Annotated in this window: 15 protein-coding genes and 1 pseudogene; 14 read left to right on the forward strand and 2 right to left on the reverse strand. The window is 72.4% G+C overall.

From position 1 onward, the window contains the following. Positions 1-5 precede the first annotated feature (5 nt). From OHO27_RS37680 to paaE, 12 genes and pseudogenes are all read left to right on the forward strand, one after another. Positions 6-341, forward strand: coding sequence for a hypothetical protein (locus OHO27_RS37680; protein WP_328429410.1), 336 nt, complete (start codon positions 6-8; stop codon positions 339-341). Then, positions 338-733, forward strand: a complete 396-nt coding sequence (locus tag OHO27_RS37685) for a GPW/gp25 family protein (protein WP_328429411.1) — start codon at positions 338-340, stop codon at positions 731-733. Before OHO27_RS37680 ends, OHO27_RS37685 begins: the two co-directional genes overlap by 4 nt. After that, positions 730-3846, forward strand: a complete 3117-nt coding sequence (locus tag OHO27_RS37690; RefSeq protein WP_328429412.1) for a putative baseplate assembly protein — start codon at positions 730-732, stop codon at positions 3844-3846. The genes OHO27_RS37685 and OHO27_RS37690 overlap by 4 nt, the downstream gene beginning before the upstream one ends. Beyond that, on the forward strand, positions 3843-7670 hold the full coding sequence (locus tag OHO27_RS37695) for a putative baseplate assembly protein (protein WP_443059660.1): 3828 nt from the start codon (positions 3843-3845) through the stop codon (positions 7668-7670). Before OHO27_RS37690 ends, OHO27_RS37695 begins: the two co-directional genes overlap by 4 nt. Further along, positions 7670-9891 (forward strand): annotated as a pseudogene (locus OHO27_RS37700) (hypothetical protein). Before OHO27_RS37695 ends, OHO27_RS37700 begins: the two are co-directional and overlap by 1 nt. A 102-nt stretch (positions 9892-9993) precedes the next feature. Continuing rightward, on the forward strand, positions 9994-11541 hold the full coding sequence (locus OHO27_RS37705; RefSeq protein ID WP_328429413.1) for a DUF6519 domain-containing protein: 1548 nt from the start codon (positions 9994-9996) through the stop codon (positions 11539-11541). Next, positions 11541-12425: a peptidoglycan-binding protein gene (locus OHO27_RS37710; RefSeq protein WP_328429414.1), complete on the forward strand. Its 885-nt coding sequence runs from the start codon at positions 11541-11543 to the stop codon at positions 12423-12425. Before OHO27_RS37705 ends, OHO27_RS37710 begins: the two co-directional genes overlap by 1 nt. 144 nt (positions 12426-12569) lie before the next feature. Next, complete coding sequence (gene paaA / locus OHO27_RS37715) at positions 12570-13547, forward strand: 1,2-phenylacetyl-CoA epoxidase subunit PaaA (protein ID WP_328429415.1); 978 nt, start codon at positions 12570-12572, stop codon at positions 13545-13547. Next, positions 13544-13837 carry a 1,2-phenylacetyl-CoA epoxidase subunit PaaB gene (gene paaB, locus OHO27_RS37720; protein WP_328429416.1) on the forward strand — a complete coding sequence of 98 codons (294 nt, stop codon included), beginning with the start codon at positions 13544-13546 and terminating at the stop codon, positions 13835-13837. Before paaA ends, paaB begins: the two co-directional genes overlap by 4 nt. Positions 13838-13847: 10 nt before the next feature. After that, on the forward strand, positions 13848-14675 hold the full coding sequence (gene paaC / locus OHO27_RS37725; protein ID WP_328429417.1) for a 1,2-phenylacetyl-CoA epoxidase subunit PaaC: 828 nt from the start codon (positions 13848-13850) through the stop codon (positions 14673-14675). Further along, on the forward strand, positions 14669-15181 hold the full coding sequence (gene paaD / locus OHO27_RS37730; protein ID WP_328429418.1) for a 1,2-phenylacetyl-CoA epoxidase subunit PaaD: 513 nt from the start codon (positions 14669-14671) through the stop codon (positions 15179-15181). Before paaC ends, paaD begins: the two co-directional genes overlap by 7 nt. Beyond that, complete coding sequence (gene paaE / locus OHO27_RS37735; protein ID WP_328429419.1) at positions 15182-16297, forward strand: 1,2-phenylacetyl-CoA epoxidase subunit PaaE; 1116 nt, start codon at positions 15182-15184, stop codon at positions 16295-16297. Positions 16298-16433: 136 nt separating this feature from the next. Here paaE and OHO27_RS37740 read toward each other — a convergent pair whose 3' ends face one another. Continuing rightward, the gene (locus OHO27_RS37740) at positions 16434-18599 is read right to left on the reverse strand and encodes a hypothetical protein (protein ID WP_328430668.1); all 2166 of its coding nucleotides are present in this window, start codon (positions 18597-18599) and stop codon (positions 16434-16436) included. A gap of 168 nt (positions 18600-18767) precedes the next feature. Between OHO27_RS37740 and OHO27_RS37745 the strand changes: the two genes are divergently transcribed. Further along, the gene (locus OHO27_RS37745; protein ID WP_443059661.1) at positions 18768-19721 is read left to right on the forward strand and encodes a Dyp-type peroxidase; all 954 of its coding nucleotides are present in this window, start codon (positions 18768-18770) and stop codon (positions 19719-19721) included. A 140-nt stretch (positions 19722-19861) separates the two neighbouring features. Here the strand turns inward: OHO27_RS37745 and OHO27_RS37750 are convergent, their stop codons facing one another. After that, positions 19862-20254, reverse strand: coding sequence for a DUF5997 family protein (locus OHO27_RS37750; protein WP_328429421.1), 393 nt, complete (start codon positions 20252-20254; stop codon positions 19862-19864). A gap of 58 nt (positions 20255-20312) precedes the next feature. Between OHO27_RS37750 and OHO27_RS37755 the strand changes: the two genes are divergently transcribed. Further along, a complete protein-coding gene (locus tag OHO27_RS37755; protein ID WP_328429422.1) occupies positions 20313-21113 on the forward strand; it encodes a LysR substrate-binding domain-containing protein in 801 nt (266 codons plus the stop codon). Positions 21114-21140 lie beyond the last annotated feature (27 nt).

Consider the following 21140-nt stretch of genomic DNA (forward strand, 5'->3'; position numbering starts at 1 on the left):
GAACCATGCCCGGGACTCTGCTCGACGCCGGTGCCGTGATCGGCTGTCCGCACGGCGGCCGCGTCGCGCCCGCCACCACATCCTCCGGCGGTGTACGCCTCGCGGGCGCCGCCGCTGCCACCGCCGCGCACAGCTACGTGGTGACCGGCTGTCCGCACACCGTGAACCGCGTGCCCTCGCCGTGCGTGACGGTCCGCTGGACCGCCGACGGCTCCGGGATCACCGTCGACGGCGCGCCCGTGCTGCTCGACACCTCCGCGGCCCAGTGCTTCTCGGCGGCCTTCGTGCCGCAGGGACCGCCCGTCGTCCAGGTCGCGCAGCGAAAGGCCAACGTCCGATGAGCCCCACCAGCCGGGGAACGAGGCCCCGTTCCGACCTCGCCTTCCCCTTCCACGCCGACCGCCGGGGCCGTACCGCGCACGCCACGCGCGGCGAGCACGTGCACGACCTCATCGAGCAACTGCTGTTCACCAGCCCCGGCGAGCGCGTCATGCGCCCCGACTTCGGCTGCGGGCTCCTCGACCTGGTCTTCGCCCCGACCAGCCCGGAACTCATCAGCACCCTCGAACTCTCCGTCCAGGCCTCGCTCCAGCGCTGGCTCGGCGACCTCATCGACGTGGAGGCCCTCGACGTGGTCAGCGAGGACAACGTCGTCCGCGTGTACCTGTCGTACGCGATACGCGCCGACGGCGCCCGACGCGACGACGTCTTCGAAGGGAGGGCCACGGCATGACCGGGACGACCGCGACCACCTCCCGCCGGTCCAAGGTCCGCGCCGCCCAGCTGGGCGGCATCGACGCCGTCGAGGTCGGCGACGACGGCCTGCTGCTCACCGTCACCTTCCTCGGCAAGGCCCCGCACGGCCTCGGCCCCGAGAACGTCCGCGTCGACGGCGGCCGCCGTATCACCGGCATCACCGCCGTGGACGTCAGCGTGGAGCGCGAGGAGGACCCCGAGCTCGACGACCGCCTCTACGTCACCCTCGACCGGGCCGGCGACACCTCCCGCTACCGGCTCTCCCTCGTCGAGACCGATCCGTACGGACGGCCCGGCACGGAGCCGTACCGCGGCTTCGACCAGCGCTACCACAGCGCGGCCTTCGCCTTCCGGCCGGACTGCCCGACTCCCTTCGACTGCAAGGAGGAGGAGCAGCCCGCCTCGGACTTCCCGTCCACTCCCGTCGTCGACTACACCGCCCGCGACTACGACACCATCCGCAAGCTGCTCCTGGACCGGCTCGCGCTCACCACACCCGACTGGGTCGAGCGCAACCCCGCCGACCTCGGCGTGACCCTCGTCGAACTGCTCGCCTACACCGGCGACCAGATCAGCTACCAGCAGGACGCCGTCGCCACCGAGGCCTACCTCGACACCGCGCGCCGCCGCGTCTCCGTGCGGCGGCACGTCCGGCTCATCGACTACGCGATGCACGACGGGTGTGCGGCGCGCGCGTACGTGGCCGTCGAGACCGCCGGGGACCACACCCTCGCGCCCGGCACCTACCGCTTCGCCTCCGTCGACGTCCGCACCCTCGACCCGCACGACCGCCCCGAGCCGGGCACGGTCATCGACGAGACCGACCTCGGCGACCTCGACGAGCGCGGCTCGGTGGAGGTCTTCGAACCCGTCGTCACCGCCGACCCGCTGGAGCTGCGCGTCGCCCACAACGCGATCCGCCTGTGGAGCTGGGGCGGCGAGGTGTGCACTCTGTCCAAGGGCGCCACCTCCGCGACCCTGCGCGACGACTGGGTGGACCCGGAGACCTGCCGGGAACGGCGACTCGACCTGCGGCCCGGCGACGTACTCGTCCTGGAAGAGGTCAAGGGCCCGCGCACCGGCACCCCCGGCGACGCGGACCCGAGCCATCGCCAGGCCGTCCGGCTGACCTCCGTCACCCCGGCGGTGGACCGCATCGAGGACCAGCCGGTGCTGGAGGTGAGCTGGGCCGCCGCGGACGCCCTGCGCTTCCCGCTGTGCCTCACCACCCGCGGTGGCCGCGACTGTCTGCCCGTCGACGACGTGACCCTCGCGCGCGGCAACGTCGTCCTGGTCGACCACGGCCGCACCCTGCACGGGCTACCCGAGACTTTCACCGTCCCGCAGGTTCCCGCCGAGGTCGCCTCCTGCGACCCTCCCGCCTTCGGCTGCCACGACCGCGACGAGGGCAACGCCCCCGCCCGGCTCATCAACTCCCTCACGGACCGCGCGGAATCCGGTGACGCCCTGACCGCCGACGACATCCGCGAGCTCTTCGAAGTCGTCGGCGAGCCGGCCACCAACCGCGCCGGACTCGGCCTGGAACGCGCCGGCCAGCGCCACGAACGCGTCGTGCCAGGCACGGCGTACGCCCAGGCGGCCGCCCTGCGCACCCTGCTCGCCCAGTCCGTCTACCCGGGGATCCGGCCCCGCTTCCGTCCCGTCCTCGGTCGCGCGCCCGTCGCGCAGACGGTGCCGTTCCCCGAGCCGGCCACCGTCGCGGCCGGGCAGGCCGAGCGGATCGCGGCGATCCCGGGGCGGGTCCGGCAGCGCCTCGTCGAGCTGTGGCGCAGCGCCCGCGACCGGGACGGACTCTCCGAGCAGGAGATCAACGAACTCACGGTGATCTTCGGCTTGAAGATCCTGGAGCACATCGAACTCCATCGCCACCCCGTCCGTGCCCTGCGTGAACTGCTGTACCGCAGCGACCAGTTGCTCGACACCAAGGTGCGCCGAGTCGAGGTCCTCACGGCACGTGCCCGGGCCGGCACCGTGCTCGACGAGCACATCGCCTGGGAGATCGCACACAGTTGGGGCCTCGCCTACGCGACCGGACTGCACCCCGACGAGACGGTGCTGCGCGGCTCCGCGACCGACGCGCTCGCGCAGGATCCGCGTCACGCCCTGCCCGCCGTACGCGTCCACGAGGGCGGCCACGATGGCGGGGGTGCCGTGTGGCAGCCGCGCCGCGACCTGCTGGCCGGCGGCCCCCGCGACCGGCACTTCGTCGGCGAGCTGGAGGACGACGGCCGCCTCGGCCTGCGCTTCGGCGACGGACGGCACGGCGCCAGGCCGACGCCCGGGTCCCGGCTCGCCCTGCACTACCGTCTCGGGGGCGGCAAGGCCGGCAACGTCGGTGCGGAGGCCATCAACCACCTGGTCGTCCAGACCGACTGCGAGCCGCCGCCCGCCGCCGTGGTGCGCAACCCGCTGCCGTCCGTCGGCGGCACGGAACCCGAACCCGTCGAGCAGGTACGCCAGTTGGCGCCTCTCGACCTGCGCCGCACCCGACTGCGCGCGGTCACCGCCGAGGACTACGCGGCGCTCGCCAGCGCCCTGCCCGGCGTACAGCACGCCGCGGCGGAGCTGCGCTGGACCGGCAGCGTCCAGGAGGTGCATGTCGCCGTCGACGCGTACGGCACCGGCGCCCCGTCGGCCGAGCTGCTCGCCTCGGTCGCCCAGGCCCTGGAGCCGTACCGGCGCATCGGCCACGACGTCGTCGTCGGCGCCGCGCGCCCGGTCCCGCTGGACATCGAGCTGACCGTCTGCGCGAAGCCGGGGCATCAGCACGGGCAGATCCTGGCCGAGCTGTACCGCGTGCTCGGCCGCGGTGTGCGGGGCTTCTTCCACCCGGACGCGCTGACCTTCGGCGAACCGGTGCGGCTCAGCCGCCTGGTCGCCGTCGCGGCGGCCGTGCCCGGCGTGGAGAGCGTCCAGGTCACCCGGCTGCAACGGCTGTTCGAGCCGGACCGAGGAGAGAAGGAGGACGGCGTGCTGCGGCTCGGCCCGCTGGAGATCGCCACCTGCGACAACGACCCGGACCGGCCGGAGAACGGCCGGCTGGCGATTTCCCTGGGAGGTGCCCGATGAGCGAGAACATGATGACCGAGGGCACGATCACCGACGAGTGCACCTGCGGCGGCACCTGCCGCGGCGGCCACGACGAGCGCCTCGCCCCGGCCCCCGTGCACAACCCGCCCGGCCGTACCGCGCTCGACTACCGCGTCGGCGAATACGGCTCCTTCCTGGCCGCCCTGCTCGACCGCCTCGCCTCACCGGCGTACCCGGCGCTGAGCGAAGCGAAATGGGGGTCCCCCCGGCCGGAGGCTGGGGGAGGCCTGACCGTGCGCACTGCGGACGACCCGGCGATCGGCTTGCTGGACGCCACCGCCGTACTCGGCGATCTGCTCACGTTCCACTCCGAGCGCATCGCGGACGAGGCCTACATCCGCACGGCCAACGAGCACCGCTCCCTGGTTCTGCTCGGCCGCCTCGTCGGCCACCGCCCGCGCCCCGGCGTCGCAGCCGCCACGCACCTGGCGTACACCCTGGAACGCGACCCGCGCGCCGAGGCCCTGCCCGTGCTGATCCCGCGCGGTGCCCGCAGCCACAGCGTGCCCGCCTCGGCCGACGAGCAGTCCCTCACCTTCGAGACGAGCCGGGACCTGACGGCCCGCTGGGACTGGAACGAGCTGAAGGTCCGCCGCCGGCGCCCCTCGCTCGTCACGCCCGAGGACCTGGAGCGCCGCTCGGAGCTGTTCGTGGAAGGTACGGCGAACTCCCTCCAGACCGGTGACCAGTTGCTCTTCGTCTTCGGCGAACAGGCGGGCGGCGAGCGCAAGTTGCTGCCGGTCGCCAAGGCGCGTGTCGACCGGGAGGACGAGATCACGGCGATCTCCCTGCCGAAGTCGGCCCCGCCGACCCTGAAGGAGCTCGTCGACGAGGTACGGCGCTGGACCGCCGCCCCGCAGGCCCCGGGCGAGCCGGGCGACGAGCCGCCGACGCCCGAGGTCCCCAACCCGCGGCCGGTCAGCCGGCTGATCGAGGACTTCGAGGACCAGGTCCTCGCGCCGCTGCGGGACGACCTGGACGGCATCAAGACGCCCGAGCGGCTCGCGGCCCGCCTCGCCGAGCCCGTCGCACGGCTCGGCGAGGCACAGGTCCTGGCCGGGCCCTACGAGGACGTCGCGGCCTGGTTCGAGCAGCTGGAGGCGGTGCTAGCGGAACTGGCCGAACGGGCCATGGAGTTGGCGCCCGCCCAGCCCGCCGAGGGTGAGCGGACGCAGACCCTGGGGAGTGGGGTTGATCCGCGCGCGGCCGCCCTGCGTACCCTGGGCGCCGTCCTGCCCGCCCTGCGCGCAGCGACCCCCGCCTCCCAGGGCGGCGGCACCGGCACCCAGCGCCCCGGCACCGACACCGCGCGCCTCCTCTCCGTCCTGAACCCCGGACTCGGCACCCTCTACCCGGCCTGGCGGACCGCCGCCGCCCCCGGCACCCCGCAGCTCCTGCGCGAACTGCTCGCCATGCGCGTCACGGCCGCCCCCTTCGGCGCCACGGCCCCGCTCAAGCCCGTCCAGGACGACCGCGGCCGGGTCATCCGCACCGCCGACTGGCCGCTCACGGGCGCCGTGCTGGCGAGCATGCGGGTCGTGTACGACACGGCGGGCCGGACGCCGGTCCGGGCGGAGTTCCAGTACGTCGAGGGCAGCAGCTCCGACCAGCGCGCCGAGAACCTGCCGGTCGTCCAGCCGGTCAGGTTCCCGCTCGGCACGGGCCAGGTCGAGCTGTCCGTGCGCTCCGGCCAGGACCGCGACCTCAACTGGCTCAACCGACGGCCCGCCGACTCCCAGGAGCCCGGCGTCACGGCCCGTCTTTACTCCGGCCTGCCCGAGCGGGCCCTCTTCGTGTCCCGCCCGGACGACGAAGGCCTGGTCCACGTCGGCGTCCACAACGGCACGTCGGAGCAGATCGCCCTGCGGCCGAACACGAACGAGCAGTTCACCCACGGCGAGTACGAGGTCAGCCTGAAGTACACGGTGGGCACCACGGAGCCCAACGTCGAGGTCGTCATCGCCAGCAAGCCCGAGCCCCTCAACCGCCGCGTCCTCCAGCTGGACACGGTCCACACCGGCATCACGGTAGGCAGCTGGGTCGCGATCCAGCGCCCCGCCAAGGGCGTCCAGGACGGCGTACCCGGCGACTCCGAGCTCGCGTTCGTCACCACCCAGGTCGTCGCGGCGCGTACGGCGGCATACACCAACTACGGCATCACCGGCCGCGGCACCGAACTCACCCTCGCCGAACCGTGGTTGGACGAGTTCGACGTCCTGCTCTCACACATCCGCGACAGCACCGTCCACGCGGCCGGCGAGCCGCTCCGCCTCGCGGACGAGCCGCTCGGCGAAGACGTCCACGGCAACGAGATCGAACTCGCCCAGCTGTACGACGGGTTGCGGGCCGGACGTGCGCTCGTGGTGAGCGGCGAGCGCAGCGACATCCCCGGCACGGCGGGCGTGCAGGCCACCGAGGTGGTGACCATCGCCGCCGCGGACCCGGCCGTCGATCCCCAACTGCCCGGCGACCACGTCCACACCCGGCTGACCCTGACCGCCGGCCTCGCGCACCGCTACCGCCGCGAGACCGTCAGGATCCTCGGCAACGTCGTCGAGGCCACCCACGGCGAGAGCCGCGAGGAGGCCATCGGCAGCGGTGACTCCGACCGCGTGAACCAGACGTTCGCGCTCTGGCAGTCCCCGCTGACCTGGCTCGCCGACGACAACCCCCTCGGCGCCACCCCGGTGCTGGAGGTCCGGGTCGACGGCGTCCTGTGGCACGAGGTCGACAGCCTCGCCGGACGCGGCCCGGGCGAGCGGGTGTTCATCACCGGCTCCACCGCCGACGGCCGTACGACGGTGACCTTCGGTGACGGGGTCAACGGCGCCCGACTGCCGTCCGGCCACGAGAACATCCGGGCCCGCTACCGCTTCGGCACCGGCAGGGCCGCCAACGTCGCAGCCGACCGCATCAGCCAGCCCCTCACCCGGCCGCTCGGCGTCACCCAGGTGACCAACCCGCGTCCGGCGAAGGGCGGCGCGGACGCGGACGGCCCAGGCCTGACCCGCCGTACGGTCCCGCTCGCCGTCTCGGCGCTGGACCGCCTGGTCTCCGCGTCCGACTACGAGGACTTCGCCCGCTCCCGCGCCGGCATCGGCCGGGCATCGGCGCGTGAACTCTTCGACGGGCGGCGGCGCGTACTGCACGTGACGGTCGCCGGCACGGACGACGTGCCGATCGACGGCGACTCGGACACACTCAAGGCCCTGCGCGGCGCGCTGACCGAGTACGGGGACAGCAACCTCCCGGTCCGGGTGGACGCACGCGAGCTGGTCCTGCTGCTTCTCGCCGCCAAGGTGAAGGTGGCCCCGGACCATGCCTGGGAGGTCGTCGAGCCTCGCCTGCGTCAGGCGCTGCTCGGCCGACTCGGCTACGAGGGACGGGAGTTGGGCCGACCCGCCCGCCTCTCGGACGTCCTGGCCGCGGCCCACTCCGTGCCCGGCGTCGACTACGTGGACGTGGACGTCTTCACCGGCGTCCCCGCGTCCGCCACCCCCGAGGAGCTCGCCGCGATCCTCACCGAGCCAGGGCCGCCCAAGCCATCGGTCCCGGCGCGCGTGGCGACGTACGACGAGAGGGTCCACACGGTCCGCGCCGAGAACGGCGAGACGCTGTCGGAGATCTGCGCCGAGTACGCCGTCCCGCTCGCCGAACTCCTGCGTGTCAACCCTGACATCACCGACACCCGGCGCCTGGCGAAGGGCCGGTCGGTGTTCGTCTTCCGTGGTATCCGCCCGGCCCAGCTCGCGCTGCTGTCGCCGAAGGCCGCGGACACCCTGATTCTGACGGAGGTCAAGTGATGTCCCCGGACGTCCAGTTCGATACGACGGCCCCGGCGACCACGTCCAGGGAGCCGGACGGGCTCGCCGCCCTGCTGCCCCGCTGGCACCTGCTGCGCGACGCCGAGGAGGGCGAGCCGCTGCGCGCGCTGCTGGCGGTGATCGCCGAGCAGATCGACCGGGTGCGCGACGGCGTCGAGCAGGGCTACGAGGACCTGTTCGTGGAGACGGCGGCGCCCTGGGTGCTGCCGTACCTCGGCGACCTGGTCGGCTATCGCACCCTGCCCGGCTACGAACGGGTCCTCACGACCGGCCTGCACGACGGTGGCCGCGCCGCGCTCGCCGAGGCCGTCGCCCCGCGCGCCGACGTGGCCGCGACGGTCGCCAACCGCCGCCGCAAGGGCACCCTCCACCTCCTGGAGGAACTCTCCGAGCGAGTCAGCGGCTGGCCCGCCCGCGCCGTCGAGCTGTCCCGGCAGGTCTCCCACACCCAGCCCGTGAAGCTCCACGGCGACACAGGCGTCCTCCCCCACGCTCGGCTGCGCTCGCGCGGGGGGACCCCCAGCGGCGAGCGCGGGCGTCTCGTCGACCTGCGCGACAACTCCGCCCTCGACCTCGCGGGTGGCCCCTTCGGCGCGACGGCGCGCACGGTCGACGTCCGCCGCGCCGACTCACGGCACCGGCAAGGGGTTGGACACCGGCCGGGGTCGCCCTCTTCGTCTGGCGACTGAAGGCACACTCGCTGACGCAGTCCCCGGCGTACTGCATCGACCGCGCCCGCAACCTCTACACCTTCTCGATCCTGGGCAACGACACCCCGCTGGTCACCAAGCCCCTCCCGGAGCCGTCGCCCACGCACATCGCGACCGTCGACAACGTCCCGGCGTTCATCACCCGCCGTCAGTTCCACGACCGCCTCGCCGACTACTACGGCCCCGGCAAGAGCCTCGTCATCCGGCGTGATGGCGAGGACCAGCCGGTACCGCCCTCCGACATCGTGGTCGCCGACCTGTCCGACTGGCGCTACCGGCCGCGGCGGGGGCAGGTGGCCGTCGACCCGGAGCTCGGCCGGATCGCCTTCGGGTCGCGGTCGGCGCCCCGGCAGGGCGTCTGGGTGGACTACCACCACGCGTTCGGCGCGGACATGGGCGGCGGCGAGTACGACCGCCTGGACCGCGAGCCGCGTCCCGACGCCGAGGCCTACCGGGTCGGCCCCGGGCAGCCGTACCGCCAGATCATGGACGCCTACCGGGCCTGGCAGCACGACCGCCGCGCCGACCGGACCGGCCCCTCCGGAATCATCGAGATCACGCACAGCGGCGCCTACCAGGAGCAGCTGGACTTCGACCTCGACCCGGGCGACCGCCTGGAGGTCCGCGCGGCCGAGGGCACCCGGCCGGTGATACGCCTACTCGACTGGTACAGCAACCGCCCGGACGCCCTCAACATCCGTGCGGTGTCGGAGGACTGCGCCCCGCACGAGCGTCCGCGCATCGTCCTGGACGGCCTGCTGGTCGCCGGACGCGGCATCAACGTCACCGGCCCCATGGGCGCGGTCGTCGTACGGCACTCCACGCTCGTACCGGGCTGGTCGCTGGAGCCGGAGTGCGATCCGCACTCGCCGGAGGAGCCCAGCATCGTCCTGGAGCGAACCACCGCGTGCCTCCAGGTCGAGCACAGCATCCTCGGCACCATCGAGGTCATCGGCGACGAGGTGAGCGAGGAACCCCTCGACATCCACCTGCGCGACAGCATCCTCGACGCCACCGGTCCCGGCCGCGAGGCCCTCTCCGCGCCGGACTGCCGCCACGCCCACGCGGTGCTGCACGTGCACCGCTCCACCGTGATCGGCGAGATCTTCACGCACGCCGTGCAGATCGCCGAGAACTCGATCTTCACAGGACGGCTCCATGTGGCCCGGCGCGGCATCGGATGCCTGCGGTACTCGTCCGTGCCGGCCGGATCGCGCACCCCGCGCCGGTACCGCTGCCAGCCCGACCTCGCCGGGCCCGAACAAGCCGGTCGGGTACGGCCGTTGTTCACCTCGGAGCGCTACGGGACGCCCTGGTACGGGCTGCTCGCCGACCGGTGCGCGCAGGAGATCCGGCGTGGCTCGGACGACGGCGCCGAGATGGGCGCCTTCCACGATCTGTACCGGCCGCAGCGCGAGGACGGCCTCAGGGCGCGGCTCGCGGAGTACACCCCGGCGGGCACGGACGCCGGGATCTTCTTCGTGACGTGAGGCGAGACATGACCCGTGACGTGACTCCGGACATGAATGGCGACGCGCGCGCCGCCGCCGTAAGCCCTACCCGCATTTTCCTGAACCAGGGGGACCCCCTTCATGCACGCTGACCTCTCCCGCCTCACGTTCCGCCCGGAGCGGCGGTACTCGGCGGTCGTCGCCCAGCAGGGCCGTGTCCAGCTCGACGCCGACATCAACGAGCAGACCGCGATCCAGCTGCACCAGGCCCGCACCCTCGCCGCCGACCTGATCGGCCGGCACGGCGGGCCGCGTGACGCCGCGGGCTTCAAGATCGACTACGTGGGGGGCAAGCACGACATCGACACGCTCCTCATCCGCGGCGGCCGCTACTACGTCGACGGCATCCTGCTGGACGCGACCCGCCCGGCGCCCGGCGTGCCGGTGACGGACGACGACGCCGAGGAACAGGACGCCGCCGGCCCGCCCGGGTACTGGACCTACTGGGACCAGCCCGACGGCTTCCGCGACCCGGAGAAGCCCGGTGACCGGCTGCCCTCGCCGGCCCAGACGCCGTTCGTCGTCCATCTGCAGGTCTGGGAGCGTGCCGTCTCCGCCGCCGAGGACCCCGCCCTGCGTGAGGTCGCGCTCGGCGCGGCGATGCCGGACACCGCGGCCCGCGTGAAGGTCGTCTGGCAGGTGCTGCCGCTGTCGCTGGCCGCGCTGGACATCGAGGAGACCGACCCGTCCAAGGAGGTCGTGCGGGCCGCCTTCGACAAGTGGGCGCAGAAGCAGGCCAAGCCCACCGCACGCCTCGCCGCCCGCAGCGAGCGGCCCGACCACGCCGACGAGGACCCCTGCCTGGTCAGGCCGGACGCCCGGTACCGCGGCCAGGAGAACCAGCTGTACCGCGTCGAGGTGCACGCGGGCGGCGAGGCGAAGGACGCCACGTTCAAGTGGTCGCGCGAGAACGGCTCGGTGGTGTTCCCCGTCGACGAACTCGACGGAACCTGGGTGCAGTTGGCGTCCCTCGGCCACGACGACAAGCTGGACCTGGACGTCGGCGACCACGTGGAGCTCACCGACACGGCGTATGCCTCCCGCCTCGAACCGCTGCCCCTGCTGCGGGTCGAGGAGCTGGACCTGCCGGGCCGCCGGGTCCGCCTGTCCGCCGAGCCCGATCCGGTCGTCGGACGGCTGCCCCACCTCAACCCGTTCCTGCGCCGCTGGGACCACCACGGGGGTCCGAAGCGCAAGGGCCGTACGACTGCCCTGAAGGGCGGTGCTGTCCCCGTGTCGGAGGGGGAGTGGCTGCCGCTGGAGGACGGCGTCGAGGTGTACTTCGCCAAGGGCGGCGGCTACCGCACCGGTGACCACTGGATCATCCCCGCCCGCACCGCCACCGGCGGCGTGGAATGGCCCACGGACGCCGCCCGGCGCCCGCTGCTCCAGGCCCCCTCCGGCATCGTCCGTGGCTTCGCACCGCTGGCCCTGGTCAAGGGCGAGGGCGGCACCGTCGACCTGCGCCTGGCCTTCAACCCGCTGGCCAGCAGCATTCCGGCAGCCGACGAGGCGACGCTCGCGGCGGAGGAGCAGGCGCGCCGCGAGGAACAGCGGGCGGAAGACCCCTCGGGCGGGAGGTCGCAGACCACGGCGGAAGCCGAGGCCGCGGCGGAAGGAGACGAGTAATGGCAAAGCCGCTGAGCGCGTCCAAGCTGGTGGAGATACTGCGGGCGGAGGGCCTCAAGGTCCACGAGGTCCGCAGCTGGCGCACCCACAACCGCAACAGCAAGGGACCCTGGGGCCCGGTGAACGGCGTGATGATCCACCACACCGTCACCAAGGGCACCGAGGCCTCGGTCAACATCTGCTACAACGGCTACTCCGGCCTGCCCGGCCCGCTCTGCCACGGCGTCATCGACAAGAAGGGCGAGATCCACCTCGTCGGCAACGGCCGCGCCAACCACGCCGGCCTCGGCGACAGCGACGTCCTGCGCGCCGTGATCAACGAGTCGAAGCTGCCGCACGACAACGAGGCCGACACCGACGGCAACGCGCACTTCTACGGCTTCGAGTGCATCAACCTCGGCGACGGCAAGGACCCCTGGCCCGAGGCGCAGAAGGAGGCCATCGAGAAGGTCTCCGCCGCGATCTGCCGTCACCACGGCTGGAGCGAGCGCTCGGTCATCGGCCACAAGGAGTGGCAGCCCGGCAAGACCGACCCGCGCGGGTTCACGATGGACGGCATGCGGGGGCGCATCGCGGAGCGGCTGAAGGGCGGCGGAGGAAAGCCCGACCCGGACCCGAAGCCGGCGCCCAAGCCCAAGCTCGAACCCTTCCCGGGCAGCGGCTTTTTCCACGTCGGCCAGAAGTCCGCGGTCATCACGTCCATGGGCCGCCGCCTGGTGGCCGAGGGATGCGGCCGCTACGAGGAGGGCCCGAGCCCCGAGTGGACCGAGGCCGACCGCCGCTCCTACGCCGCCTGGCAGCAGAAGCTCGGCTTCAAGGGCAAGGACGCGGACGGCGTCCCCGGCAAGGTCAGCTGGGACAAGCTGAAGGTGCCCAACGTGTGACGGTCTGCGACCGGCACTGAAACGGCCCAGGTACCCCGCGGGGGTGTCCTGGGCCGTTTTCACGCGCCGGAAGGGTCTTGCTCCCCTGGCGGAAACCAGTCACACTGGATACCGAACGAATGGTCGGTTGGGAAGCGGGAATCGATGACGACTGCACACTCCGCCGAGGCGCCCCCCGAAGAGCCGCTCCAGGAGCACTTCGATGCGACGATCTCGCGCGACCAGCGGATCGAGCCGCGCGACTGGATGCCGGACGGCTACCGGAAGACGCTGATCCGGCAGATCGCGCAGCACGCCCACTCGGAGATCATCGGCATGCAGCCGGAGGGCGAGTGGATCACCCGCGCCCCGTCGCTGCGCCGCAAGGCGATCCTCTTCGCCAAGGTGCAGGACGAGGCCGGGCACGGGCTGTACCTGTACTCGGCGGCGGAGACCCTGGGCGCCGACCGCGCGGACCTGACCGACCGGCTCATCGAGGGCCGTCAGAAGTACTCGTCGATCTTCAACTACCCGACCATGAGCTTCGCCGACATCGGCGTGATCGGCTGGTTCGTGGACGGCGCGGCGATCTGCAACCAGGTGCCGCTGTGTCGCAGTTCGTACGGGCCGTACGCGCGTGCGATGGTGCGGATCTGCAAGGAGGAGTCCTTCCACCAGCGGCAGGGCTACGAGCTGCTGATGACGATGATGCGCGGTACCGAAGCCCAGCGCGAGATGGTGCAGGACGCCGTGAACCGCTGGTGGTGGCCGTCGCTGATGATGTTCGGACCGCCCGACGACGCGTCGCCCAACTCCGCGCAGTCGATGGCCTGGAAGATCAAGCGGCACAGCAACGACGAGCTGCGCCGGCGCTTCGTCGACATGACCGTCCCGCAGGCCGAGAAGCTCGGCGTGACCCTGCCGGACCCGGAGCTGCGCTGGAACGCCGAGCGCGGCCACCACGACTTCGGCACTCCCGACTGGGACGAGCTGATGCGGGTCATCAAGGGCGACGGGCCGTGCAACGACCAGCGGGTGGAGCGGCGCAGAAGCGCCCACGACGAGGGCGGCTGGGTCCGCGAGGCGGCCACCGCCCACGCGGCCAAGCAAGCGGCCCGCGCGGAGAAGGGAGCGGTGGCATGAGCGCCGACAAGCAGGGCTGGCCGCTGTACGAGGTGTTCGTACGGGGCAAGCGAGGACTGAACCACGTCCACGTGGGCTCGCTGCACGCCGCCGACGACCGGATGGCGCTCACCCACGCCCGCGACCTGTACACCCGGCGCAACGAGGGCGTCAGCATCTGGGTGGTGCGGTCCGAGCACATCACCGCCTCGACCCGCGACGAGAAGGACCCGTTCTTCGAGCCCAGCGCCGACAAGGTCTACCGCCACCCGACGTTCTACGACATCCCCGACGACGTCCCGCACATCTGAAGGAGAGGGCATGAGTGACGACCACGTCTACATGACCCTCGCCGAGGGACACGACGACGACACCCGCTGGGCTTACGGAACCGGCTTCGAGGACCCGCTGCACGGCGTGGACACCACCGTGCCCGAGGGCGTCGACGCCGGGGAACTCGCCGCCGTCTGCGTCGCGTTGGCCGACGACGCCCTGGTCGCGGCCCAGCGCCTGGGCGAGTGGGTCACCCGCGCCCCCGAGCTGGAGGAGGAGGTGGCGCTGGCCAACATCGGCCTCGACCTCCTCGGCCAGGCCCGCCTGCTCTACTCGCGCGCCGGCCAGGCCGACGGCACCGGCCGCGACGAGGACGCCTACGCCTACTTCCGCGACGCCGGCGACTTTTGCAACGTACGCCTGGCCGAACTGCCCAACGGCGACTTCGCGTTCTCGATCGTCCGGCTGCTGGTGTTCGCCAGCTGGCGCCTCGCTCACTTCGAGCGGCTGGCGTCGCACCCGGACCCCGTGCTGTCGGCGATCGCCACGAAGGGCGTCAAGGAGCTGGCCTACCACCGGCAGTACGCCGCGGAGTGGGCGGTGCGCTTGGGGGACGGTACGCAGGAGTCGCACCGCCGGATGCGCCGCGCCCAGGAGCAAGTGGCCCCCTACCTGGGCGAGTTGTTCACGGCGTACGACGTCCGCGACGAGGTCGTGACCGTCCTGCGCCAGGTCACCCAGGTCGCCGGGCTGCCCATGCCGGTGTACCGGCCGCTGCCGGGATCCGGCCGCGACGGCGAGCACACCGAGCATCTAGCCCCGCTGCTCGCCGAGTTGCAGGGCGTCGCCCGTGCCCACCCGGAGGCGACATGGTGACAACCCTGCTCGACGCCCGGCGCGCCCGGCACATCGCCGACCAGGTGCCCGACCCCGAGCTGCCCATGCTCACGCTGGCCGACCTGGGCGTCCTGCGGGACGTCGAGCTGGCCGAGGACGGCACGGTGGTCGCGAGCCTGACCCCGACGTACTCGGGGTGTCCGGCGATGGCCGAGATGCGGGCGGACGTGGCGGCCCGCCTGCGCGAGGCAGGGTACGAGCGCGTGGAGATCCGCACGGTCCTCGACCCGCCCTGGACCAGCGACTGGATCACCCCGTCCGGCCGTCGCAAACTCACCGAACACGGCATCGCGCCGCCCGGCCCCGCCCCACGCGGCGCAGGCCCGGTCGCGCTCGTGCTGTCACCCACCCGGCACGCGGTGACCTGTCCGCGCTGCGGCTCGGCGGACACCGAGGAGACCTCCCGCTTCGCCGCCACGTCCTGCAAGGCGCTGTGGCGCTGCCGCGCCTGCCGCGAGCCGTTCGAGTACGTCAAGGAGATCTGAATGGAAGGCCTGAGGGAAGAACCGACGGCTGCGTCGGTGCGCCCGCGCACCCGCCGCCGTCCGGCCTTCCACGCCCTGCGCGTCGCCGCCGTGACGCCCCTGTGCGCGGACGCGGTCGCCGTCGGGTTCGACATCCCGGCGGAGCTCGCCGAGGAGTTCGCGTTCGCGCCCGGGCAGTCACTGACGCTGCGGCGCGCGATCGAGGGGCGGGACGAGCGGCGGTCGTACTCGATCTGCTCGCCGCTCGGGTCGATTCCGCGCATCGGCGTCCGGGTCGTGCCCGGCGGCCTGTTCTCGTCCTGGCTCGTCAACGACGTACGCCCCGGCGACACCGTCGAGGTGATGGCCCCCACCGGCGCATTCACCCCCGACCTCACCAAGCACGGCCATCATGTGCTGATCGCGGCGGGCTCCGGCATCACGCCCATGATGTCCATCGCGGAGTCCGTCCTGGCCGCCGACGACCGCTCGACGGTCACCCTCCTCTACGGCAACCGCCGCACCGGCACGGTGATGTTCGCCGACGAGCTCGCGGACCTGAAGGACCTCTACCCGGCCCGGTTCCAGCTGGCCCACGTGCTGTCCCGGGAGCCGCGCGAGGCCGAGGTGCTGTCGGGACGTATCGACGCCGAACGGCTCTCGACGCTCATCGACGCGCTGGTCGACGTGGAAACCGCCGATCACTGGTGGCTGTGCGGGCCGCACGGCATGGTCCGGGATGCGCAGGGAGTGCTGGCCGGCCTCGGGGTCCCGACGGAGCGGGTGCATCAGGAGCTGTTCTACGCCGACGACGAGCCCGTACGGGAGGCGGTCCACGAGGAGAGCGGCCCGCAGGGGCCCGTCAGCCAGGTCACGATCACCCTCGACGGCCGGTCGACCAGCGCCTCCCTGCCGAGGGAGCGGTCCATCCTCGACGGCGCCCAACGGACCCGCCCCGACCTGCCGTTCGCCTGCAAGGGGGGCGTCTGCGGCACCTGCCGTGCGCTGGTCACCGACGGCAAGGCGGACATGCGCCGCAACTTCGCCCTGGAGACGGCCGAGGTGGACGCCGGCTACGTCCTGACCTGCCAGTCGTACCCGGTCTCCGAGACACTGACCGTGGACTACGACAGCTGACGGCTGGAAGAGCTGAGCGGGTATGAACGGCTGAGCCGGCTGGAAGAGTTGAGTGGCGAGGAAAGCGAGAGGACTAGTTCAAGAAGGAGTTGAGAAGGAAGTCCCTTCATGGCCTCGCCACGGCCGACTCTAACAGTCACGCGGGGATCAGGTCGCGCAGATTTTCGGGGGTCACGATCCGGGAGTCCGGGTGCAGCCCGTCGGGGCGCTGGAGACCGATGTAGGTGACCGGACCGTCGGGGACCTTCGCGCCGTCCCACAGGGTCGTGGTCGTGGCGTCCATCAGACCCGTCAGATAGCGCACCGTAAGCTGCTCGCGCTCCACGATGCCCCGCAGCAGCGTCGCGACCGACACGCGGTTCTCCTCGACCTGGTTGGCGGCCGGCGTCCCCTTCAGGTACAGGTGCAGCCACTTGGCACGCCACCGCCCGTCCGGCCCCCGTAGGAACGCCAGCGGCAGCGCGACCCGGCCCGGCCCGCGCAGCTCCGACTTCATGCGCACGGTACGCGGCTCGAACGGGCGGCCCCGCTGCTCGGCCTCACGCAGCATGAACCCGAAGAACGACTCCTCGGCCTCCTCGAATCCCTCCCCGGCGAAGATGTTCACCTGCGGCACGATGAAGTCGCCGCGCACGGCACCCAGACGCAGATTGATGAACTCCGAGGCTCCGTCGGGCGCTTCGGTGATGTCACCGGAGTGCTCGCCCTCCAGATCCTTGAGGTTGGTGTACGCCAGCCAGCAGACCGTCGCGAATTCGGCGTCCAGCATCAACGCCGAGAGGTCGTAGTCGGTGCGCCGGCCGGCCTCCTTCCAGTGCACGAAGAACCGCAGCAGCTCGCCGTCCACCAAAGACAGCGAGCCACGCGGCAGCACGCCGAGCCCGGCCGCGGACGCCCGGCCGCTGAGCGGCAGCGCGACATCCAGGACGTCGGGGTCGATCAGCAGATGGCCCGGGGCCGGCAGCCGCCGCCGTATCTCGCTGTCCAGTACGGCGATCAGGCGCTCACGCTCGGGCGGCAACACGGGTGGACGGTCGTCCTCGGCGACCCAGGCGCGGCCCAGCCGGTTCACGAACACCCGGCGCTCACCGGTGTCCTGCGCACGGTTGGCGAGGTGCTCACGCACCGACAGCACCACCCGGCCGGACACCTCGCCCACGACCTCCTCGGCCGCGGCCGCCACCGCGAGGCGCTCGTCCTGGTCGAGGGCCAGCCGCAGCAGCCGGTCCAGGGAACGGAACAGCTTGCCCGGCGCGGACTTCAGCAGCTTCGCCGCGCCCGTGATGTCGTTCATGCCGAGCAGCTCCTCGACCCGGCTGTCGAAGGAGCGAGCCTCCTTCTCGCGGCGGGCGACCGCGAACACGTCGGCGGCGTGCGGCCACCGCGGGTACTCGTGCGGGTGCAGCCGCTCGCCGAGCCGCTTCCACGCCTCGCGGTGGGCATGCACGTCGGCCAGCTTGGCGGGGGACGCGGCGACGACCGTGTCCAGGCCCGCGAGCAGCGCGCGGCGCACCGGGCGGGACAGCGCCCGGAACCGGGTCGGCGCCTGCAGCGTCACGTCTCCGCCCGACAGGGCGCAGGCCAGCCGCAGCACATCGGTGACCGTGTCCAGCAGCAGCTCCGCGCCGGCCTTCAACCGGGCCTCGTTCACGACGGCACGGTTCTCCCGCACGGGGATCGTCTCGGGCTGCGGCGCGTCCACGCAGTGCCCGGCGAGAACGCGCAGATCGCGCAGGTCCTCCTCGCCCAGCGGAGTGCTGCTGCCCGCCAACGCCAGGTACAGGGCAGCGACTTCGGCATCCGCCTCGTCGCCGAGGTGCAGCACCGTCACACGGTCGCCCGCCGCGGCGATCAGTTCCTCGTGGTGGCCGAGCATCTCCGCGTAGGTGTGCGGGTAGCGGCCGTACGAGGGCAGGGTGAGGAGGTTGACGAGCCCCTCGCTCAGCTGCTCCAGAACGCTCGGGCGTGCGGCGTCGTCGGCCAGCGCTTCGGCGACGCAGCGCATCCAGAAGTCGTACGTGTCCGGCACGTTGGCCGGGAAGTCGACGAAGTACACGTTGTGCCGCACATGGTCGCCGACCATCTCGCGGACCGTGCCCAGCGTCCGCACGGCCGTGTCGACGACCGTGCCCTCGGACAGCTCCGACAGCCGTGCCAGCAGCTCCGCCGACAGCTTGAAGCCAACCAACATGAGCGCAGCGTCGAACTGCCGTGCCGCGACCGCGCCTTCGCCAGCGGGACCCGCGGGGGAGGGGAGACGGTGGACGTGCCGGATGACCAGGGGTTCGAGACGGTGGACCATCCCAGGATCGTCCCAGAGCAGGGCGAGCGGGCGCACTCGGGTTTCCGGCTCCGAGACGGGCATCCACACCCCTCCTACGCGCCGGGAGTGCGGAAATTTGGCGGGTATCGTTCCCGGTTCGGCCGGGCATCGTTAGTTGGCGGGGTTTGAGGGTGAGAGAGGGGAAACATGCCGTCGTCGCCGATGCGGTCGGTCGATGCACAGCCACAACCGGTACTCAGTCCGCCGGCGCCCGTCGCCGTCTTCCTGGTGGTGACGATCGAGCCGGGCGGCGAACCCGCCGTGCACGATCTGCTCGCCGGTCTCGCGGGGCTCATACGCGCCGTCGGGTTCCCGAGTCCCGACAGCGGCCTGTGCTGCGCCACCGGAGTGGGATCCTCGGCGTGGGACCGGCTGTTCGGGGACCCGCGTCCCCAGGAACTGCATCCCTTCAGGGAGTTGGAGGGGACGCGGCACCGCGCCGTGTCGACCCCCGGTGACCTGCTCTTCCACATCCGGGCCGCCCGCACCGATGTGTGCTTCGCCCTGGCCGCCGAGATCATGAAGCGGCTGCGCGGCGCGGTCACCGTCCAGGACGAGGTGCAGGCCTTCGCCTACTTCGACTCGCGCAACCTGCTCGGCTTCGTCGACGGCACGGAGAACCCCGTCGGCCAGGCGGCGGCCGACGCGGCGGTCGTCGGTGACGAGGACCCCGCGTTCCACGGCGGAAGCTACGCGATGGTCCAGAAGTACGTGCACGACATCGACGCCTGGGAGGCCCTCGCGGTCGAGGCCCAGGAGAAGGTGATAGGCCGCTCCAAGCTGACCAACATCGAACTCGACATGCCCGGCTCCCACAAGGACGTGAACACGATCACCGGCCCGGACGGGGCGGAGCTGGAGATACTGCGGGGCGCGATGCCGTTCGGCAGGCCGGGGCACGGAGAGTTCGGCACGTACTTCGTCGCCTACGCGCGTACCCCCGAGATACCGGAGACCATGCTGCGGAAGATGTACCTCGGCGGCCCGGAATCCGGCCCCGACCCGATCCTCGACTACTCGGAGGCGGTCACCGGGACCCTCTTCTTCGTCCCATCGGCCACGTTCCTGGAGGCGCTGCCGGAACGGCCGGCAGCGGACTGATTCCGACCGGCCTGAGGCGGGCTGCACGCGTGCGCGGGGCGGCTCGCCTCACCCGGCGACGGCGACGGCGACGGCGACGACAGCAGCGGTGATGGCGATGGCGAGGCGGCAGCGACTGGGAGGCACCGGCACCAGAGGGGTCAGGACTGCTCCGCCGCCCGCTCCGCGTCCCGCTGCTTCAGGCGGGCCGCCTCCTTGCGGACGTCGGCCTGGGTCGAGCGCTCCTTGACCAGCCACTCGGGCTGCTCCTGCTTCAGGGCCTCGATCTGCTCGGTCGTGAGGGCCTCCGTGACGCCGCCGCGGGCCAGCCCCGCGATGGAGACGCCCAGCTTCTGCGCGACGACCGGACGGGGGTGCGGCCCGTTCGCCCGCAGCTCCTGCAGCCACGCGGGCGGGTCCGTCTGGAGCTGGTTCAGCTCGGCGCGCGTGACCACACCCTCCCGGAAGTCGGCGGGGGTGGCTTCGAGGTACACACCCAGCTTCTTGGCCGCGGTCGCGGGCTTCATGGTCTGGGGGCTTTGGTGCGACGTCATGGTCCCAAGGGTATCGACTGGGTGAACCGCCGCTGACCACGGCCGGTAGCCTGGCCTGGTGACAGGCTCGGAAGTAACCCCGTCGTTCCGGCTCGCCTACGTCCCGGGCGTGACCCCCGCCAAGTGGGTGCGGACCTGGAACGAGCGCTTCCCCGACGTACCCCTCACCCTCCACTCGGTGACCGCCGCCGAGGCCGCCGACGTGCTCCGGGACGGCGGCGCCGACGCCGGTTTCGTCCGGCTTCCGGTCGACCGTACGGTCCTCAGCGCGATCCCCCTCTACACCGAGACCACGGTCGTCGTCGTCCCCAAGGACCACGTCGTCTCGGCGGTCGACGAGGTGACGGCCGAGGACCTGGCCGACGAGGTCGTCTTCCACCCACTCGACGACGTCCTCGACTGGGAGCGGCCGCCGGGTCAGCCCGCCGTCGAGCGCCCCGCCACCACCGCGGACGCCGTCGAGCTGGTCGCGGCGGGCGTCGGCCTGCTCGTCGTGCCCCAGTCGCTGGCCCGGCTCCACCACCGCAAGGACCTCACTTACCGGCCGCTGGCCGACGCCCCCCAGTCGAGCGTCGCGCTGTCCTGGCCGGAGGACGCGACCACCGACCTGGTCGAGGACTTCATCGGCGTCGTCCGCGGCCGCACGGTCAACAGCACCCGGGGCCGCACGACGGCCCAGGCCCCGGCCGCGACAGAACAGCCGAAGCGCAAGCGCCCCGAAGCCGCCGGGGCCCCTCGGCGGCAGTCCGGAGCCGGGGGCCGGAGTAACCGCTCCGGTTCTGGCTCGGGCTCCGGCGGAGCCAAGGGCACGAAGGGCGCCAAGAGCCCTCGACGCGGCAAGCCTCGCCGCAGGTCGTAGCGGACGGCCGAAGAGTCCGGCTGTCGG

The sequence above is a fragment of the Streptomyces sp. NBC_00443 genome (assembly GCF_036014175.1).
GTDB lineage: Bacteria > Actinomycetota > Actinomycetes > Streptomycetales > Streptomycetaceae > Streptomyces.

Coding starts and splice junctions, on each gene's coding strand:
- OHO27_RS37680 (WP_328429410.1), top strand. CDS start 6: ATGCCCGGGACTCTGCTCGACGCCGGTGCCGTGATCGGCTGTCCGCAC.
- OHO27_RS37685 (WP_328429411.1), top strand. CDS start 338: ATGAGCCCCACCAGCCGGGGAACGAGGCCCCGTTCCGACCTCGCCTTC.
- OHO27_RS37690 (WP_328429412.1), top strand. CDS start 730: ATGACCGGGACGACCGCGACCACCTCCCGCCGGTCCAAGGTCCGCGCC.
- OHO27_RS37695 (WP_443059660.1), top strand. CDS start 3,843: ATGAGCGAGAACATGATGACCGAGGGCACGATCACCGACGAGTGCACC.
- OHO27_RS37705 (WP_328429413.1), top strand. CDS start 9,994: ATGCACGCTGACCTCTCCCGCCTCACGTTCCGCCCGGAGCGGCGGTAC.
- OHO27_RS37710 (WP_328429414.1), top strand. CDS start 11,541: ATGGCAAAGCCGCTGAGCGCGTCCAAGCTGGTGGAGATACTGCGGGCG.
- paaA (WP_328429415.1), top strand. CDS start 12,570: ATGACGACTGCACACTCCGCCGAGGCGCCCCCCGAAGAGCCGCTCCAG.
- paaB (WP_328429416.1), top strand. CDS start 13,544: ATGAGCGCCGACAAGCAGGGCTGGCCGCTGTACGAGGTGTTCGTACGG.
- paaC (WP_328429417.1), top strand. CDS start 13,848: ATGAGTGACGACCACGTCTACATGACCCTCGCCGAGGGACACGACGAC.
- paaD (WP_328429418.1), top strand. CDS start 14,669: ATGGTGACAACCCTGCTCGACGCCCGGCGCGCCCGGCACATCGCCGAC.
- paaE (WP_328429419.1), top strand. CDS start 15,182: ATGGAAGGCCTGAGGGAAGAACCGACGGCTGCGTCGGTGCGCCCGCGC.
- OHO27_RS37740 (WP_328430668.1), bottom strand. CDS start 18,599: ATGGTCCACCGTCTCGAACCCCTGGTCATCCGGCACGTCCACCGTCTC.
- OHO27_RS37745 (WP_443059661.1), top strand. CDS start 18,768: ATGCCGTCGTCGCCGATGCGGTCGGTCGATGCACAGCCACAACCGGTA.
- OHO27_RS37750 (WP_328429421.1), bottom strand. CDS start 20,254: ATGACGTCGCACCAAAGCCCCCAGACCATGAAGCCCGCGACCGCGGCC.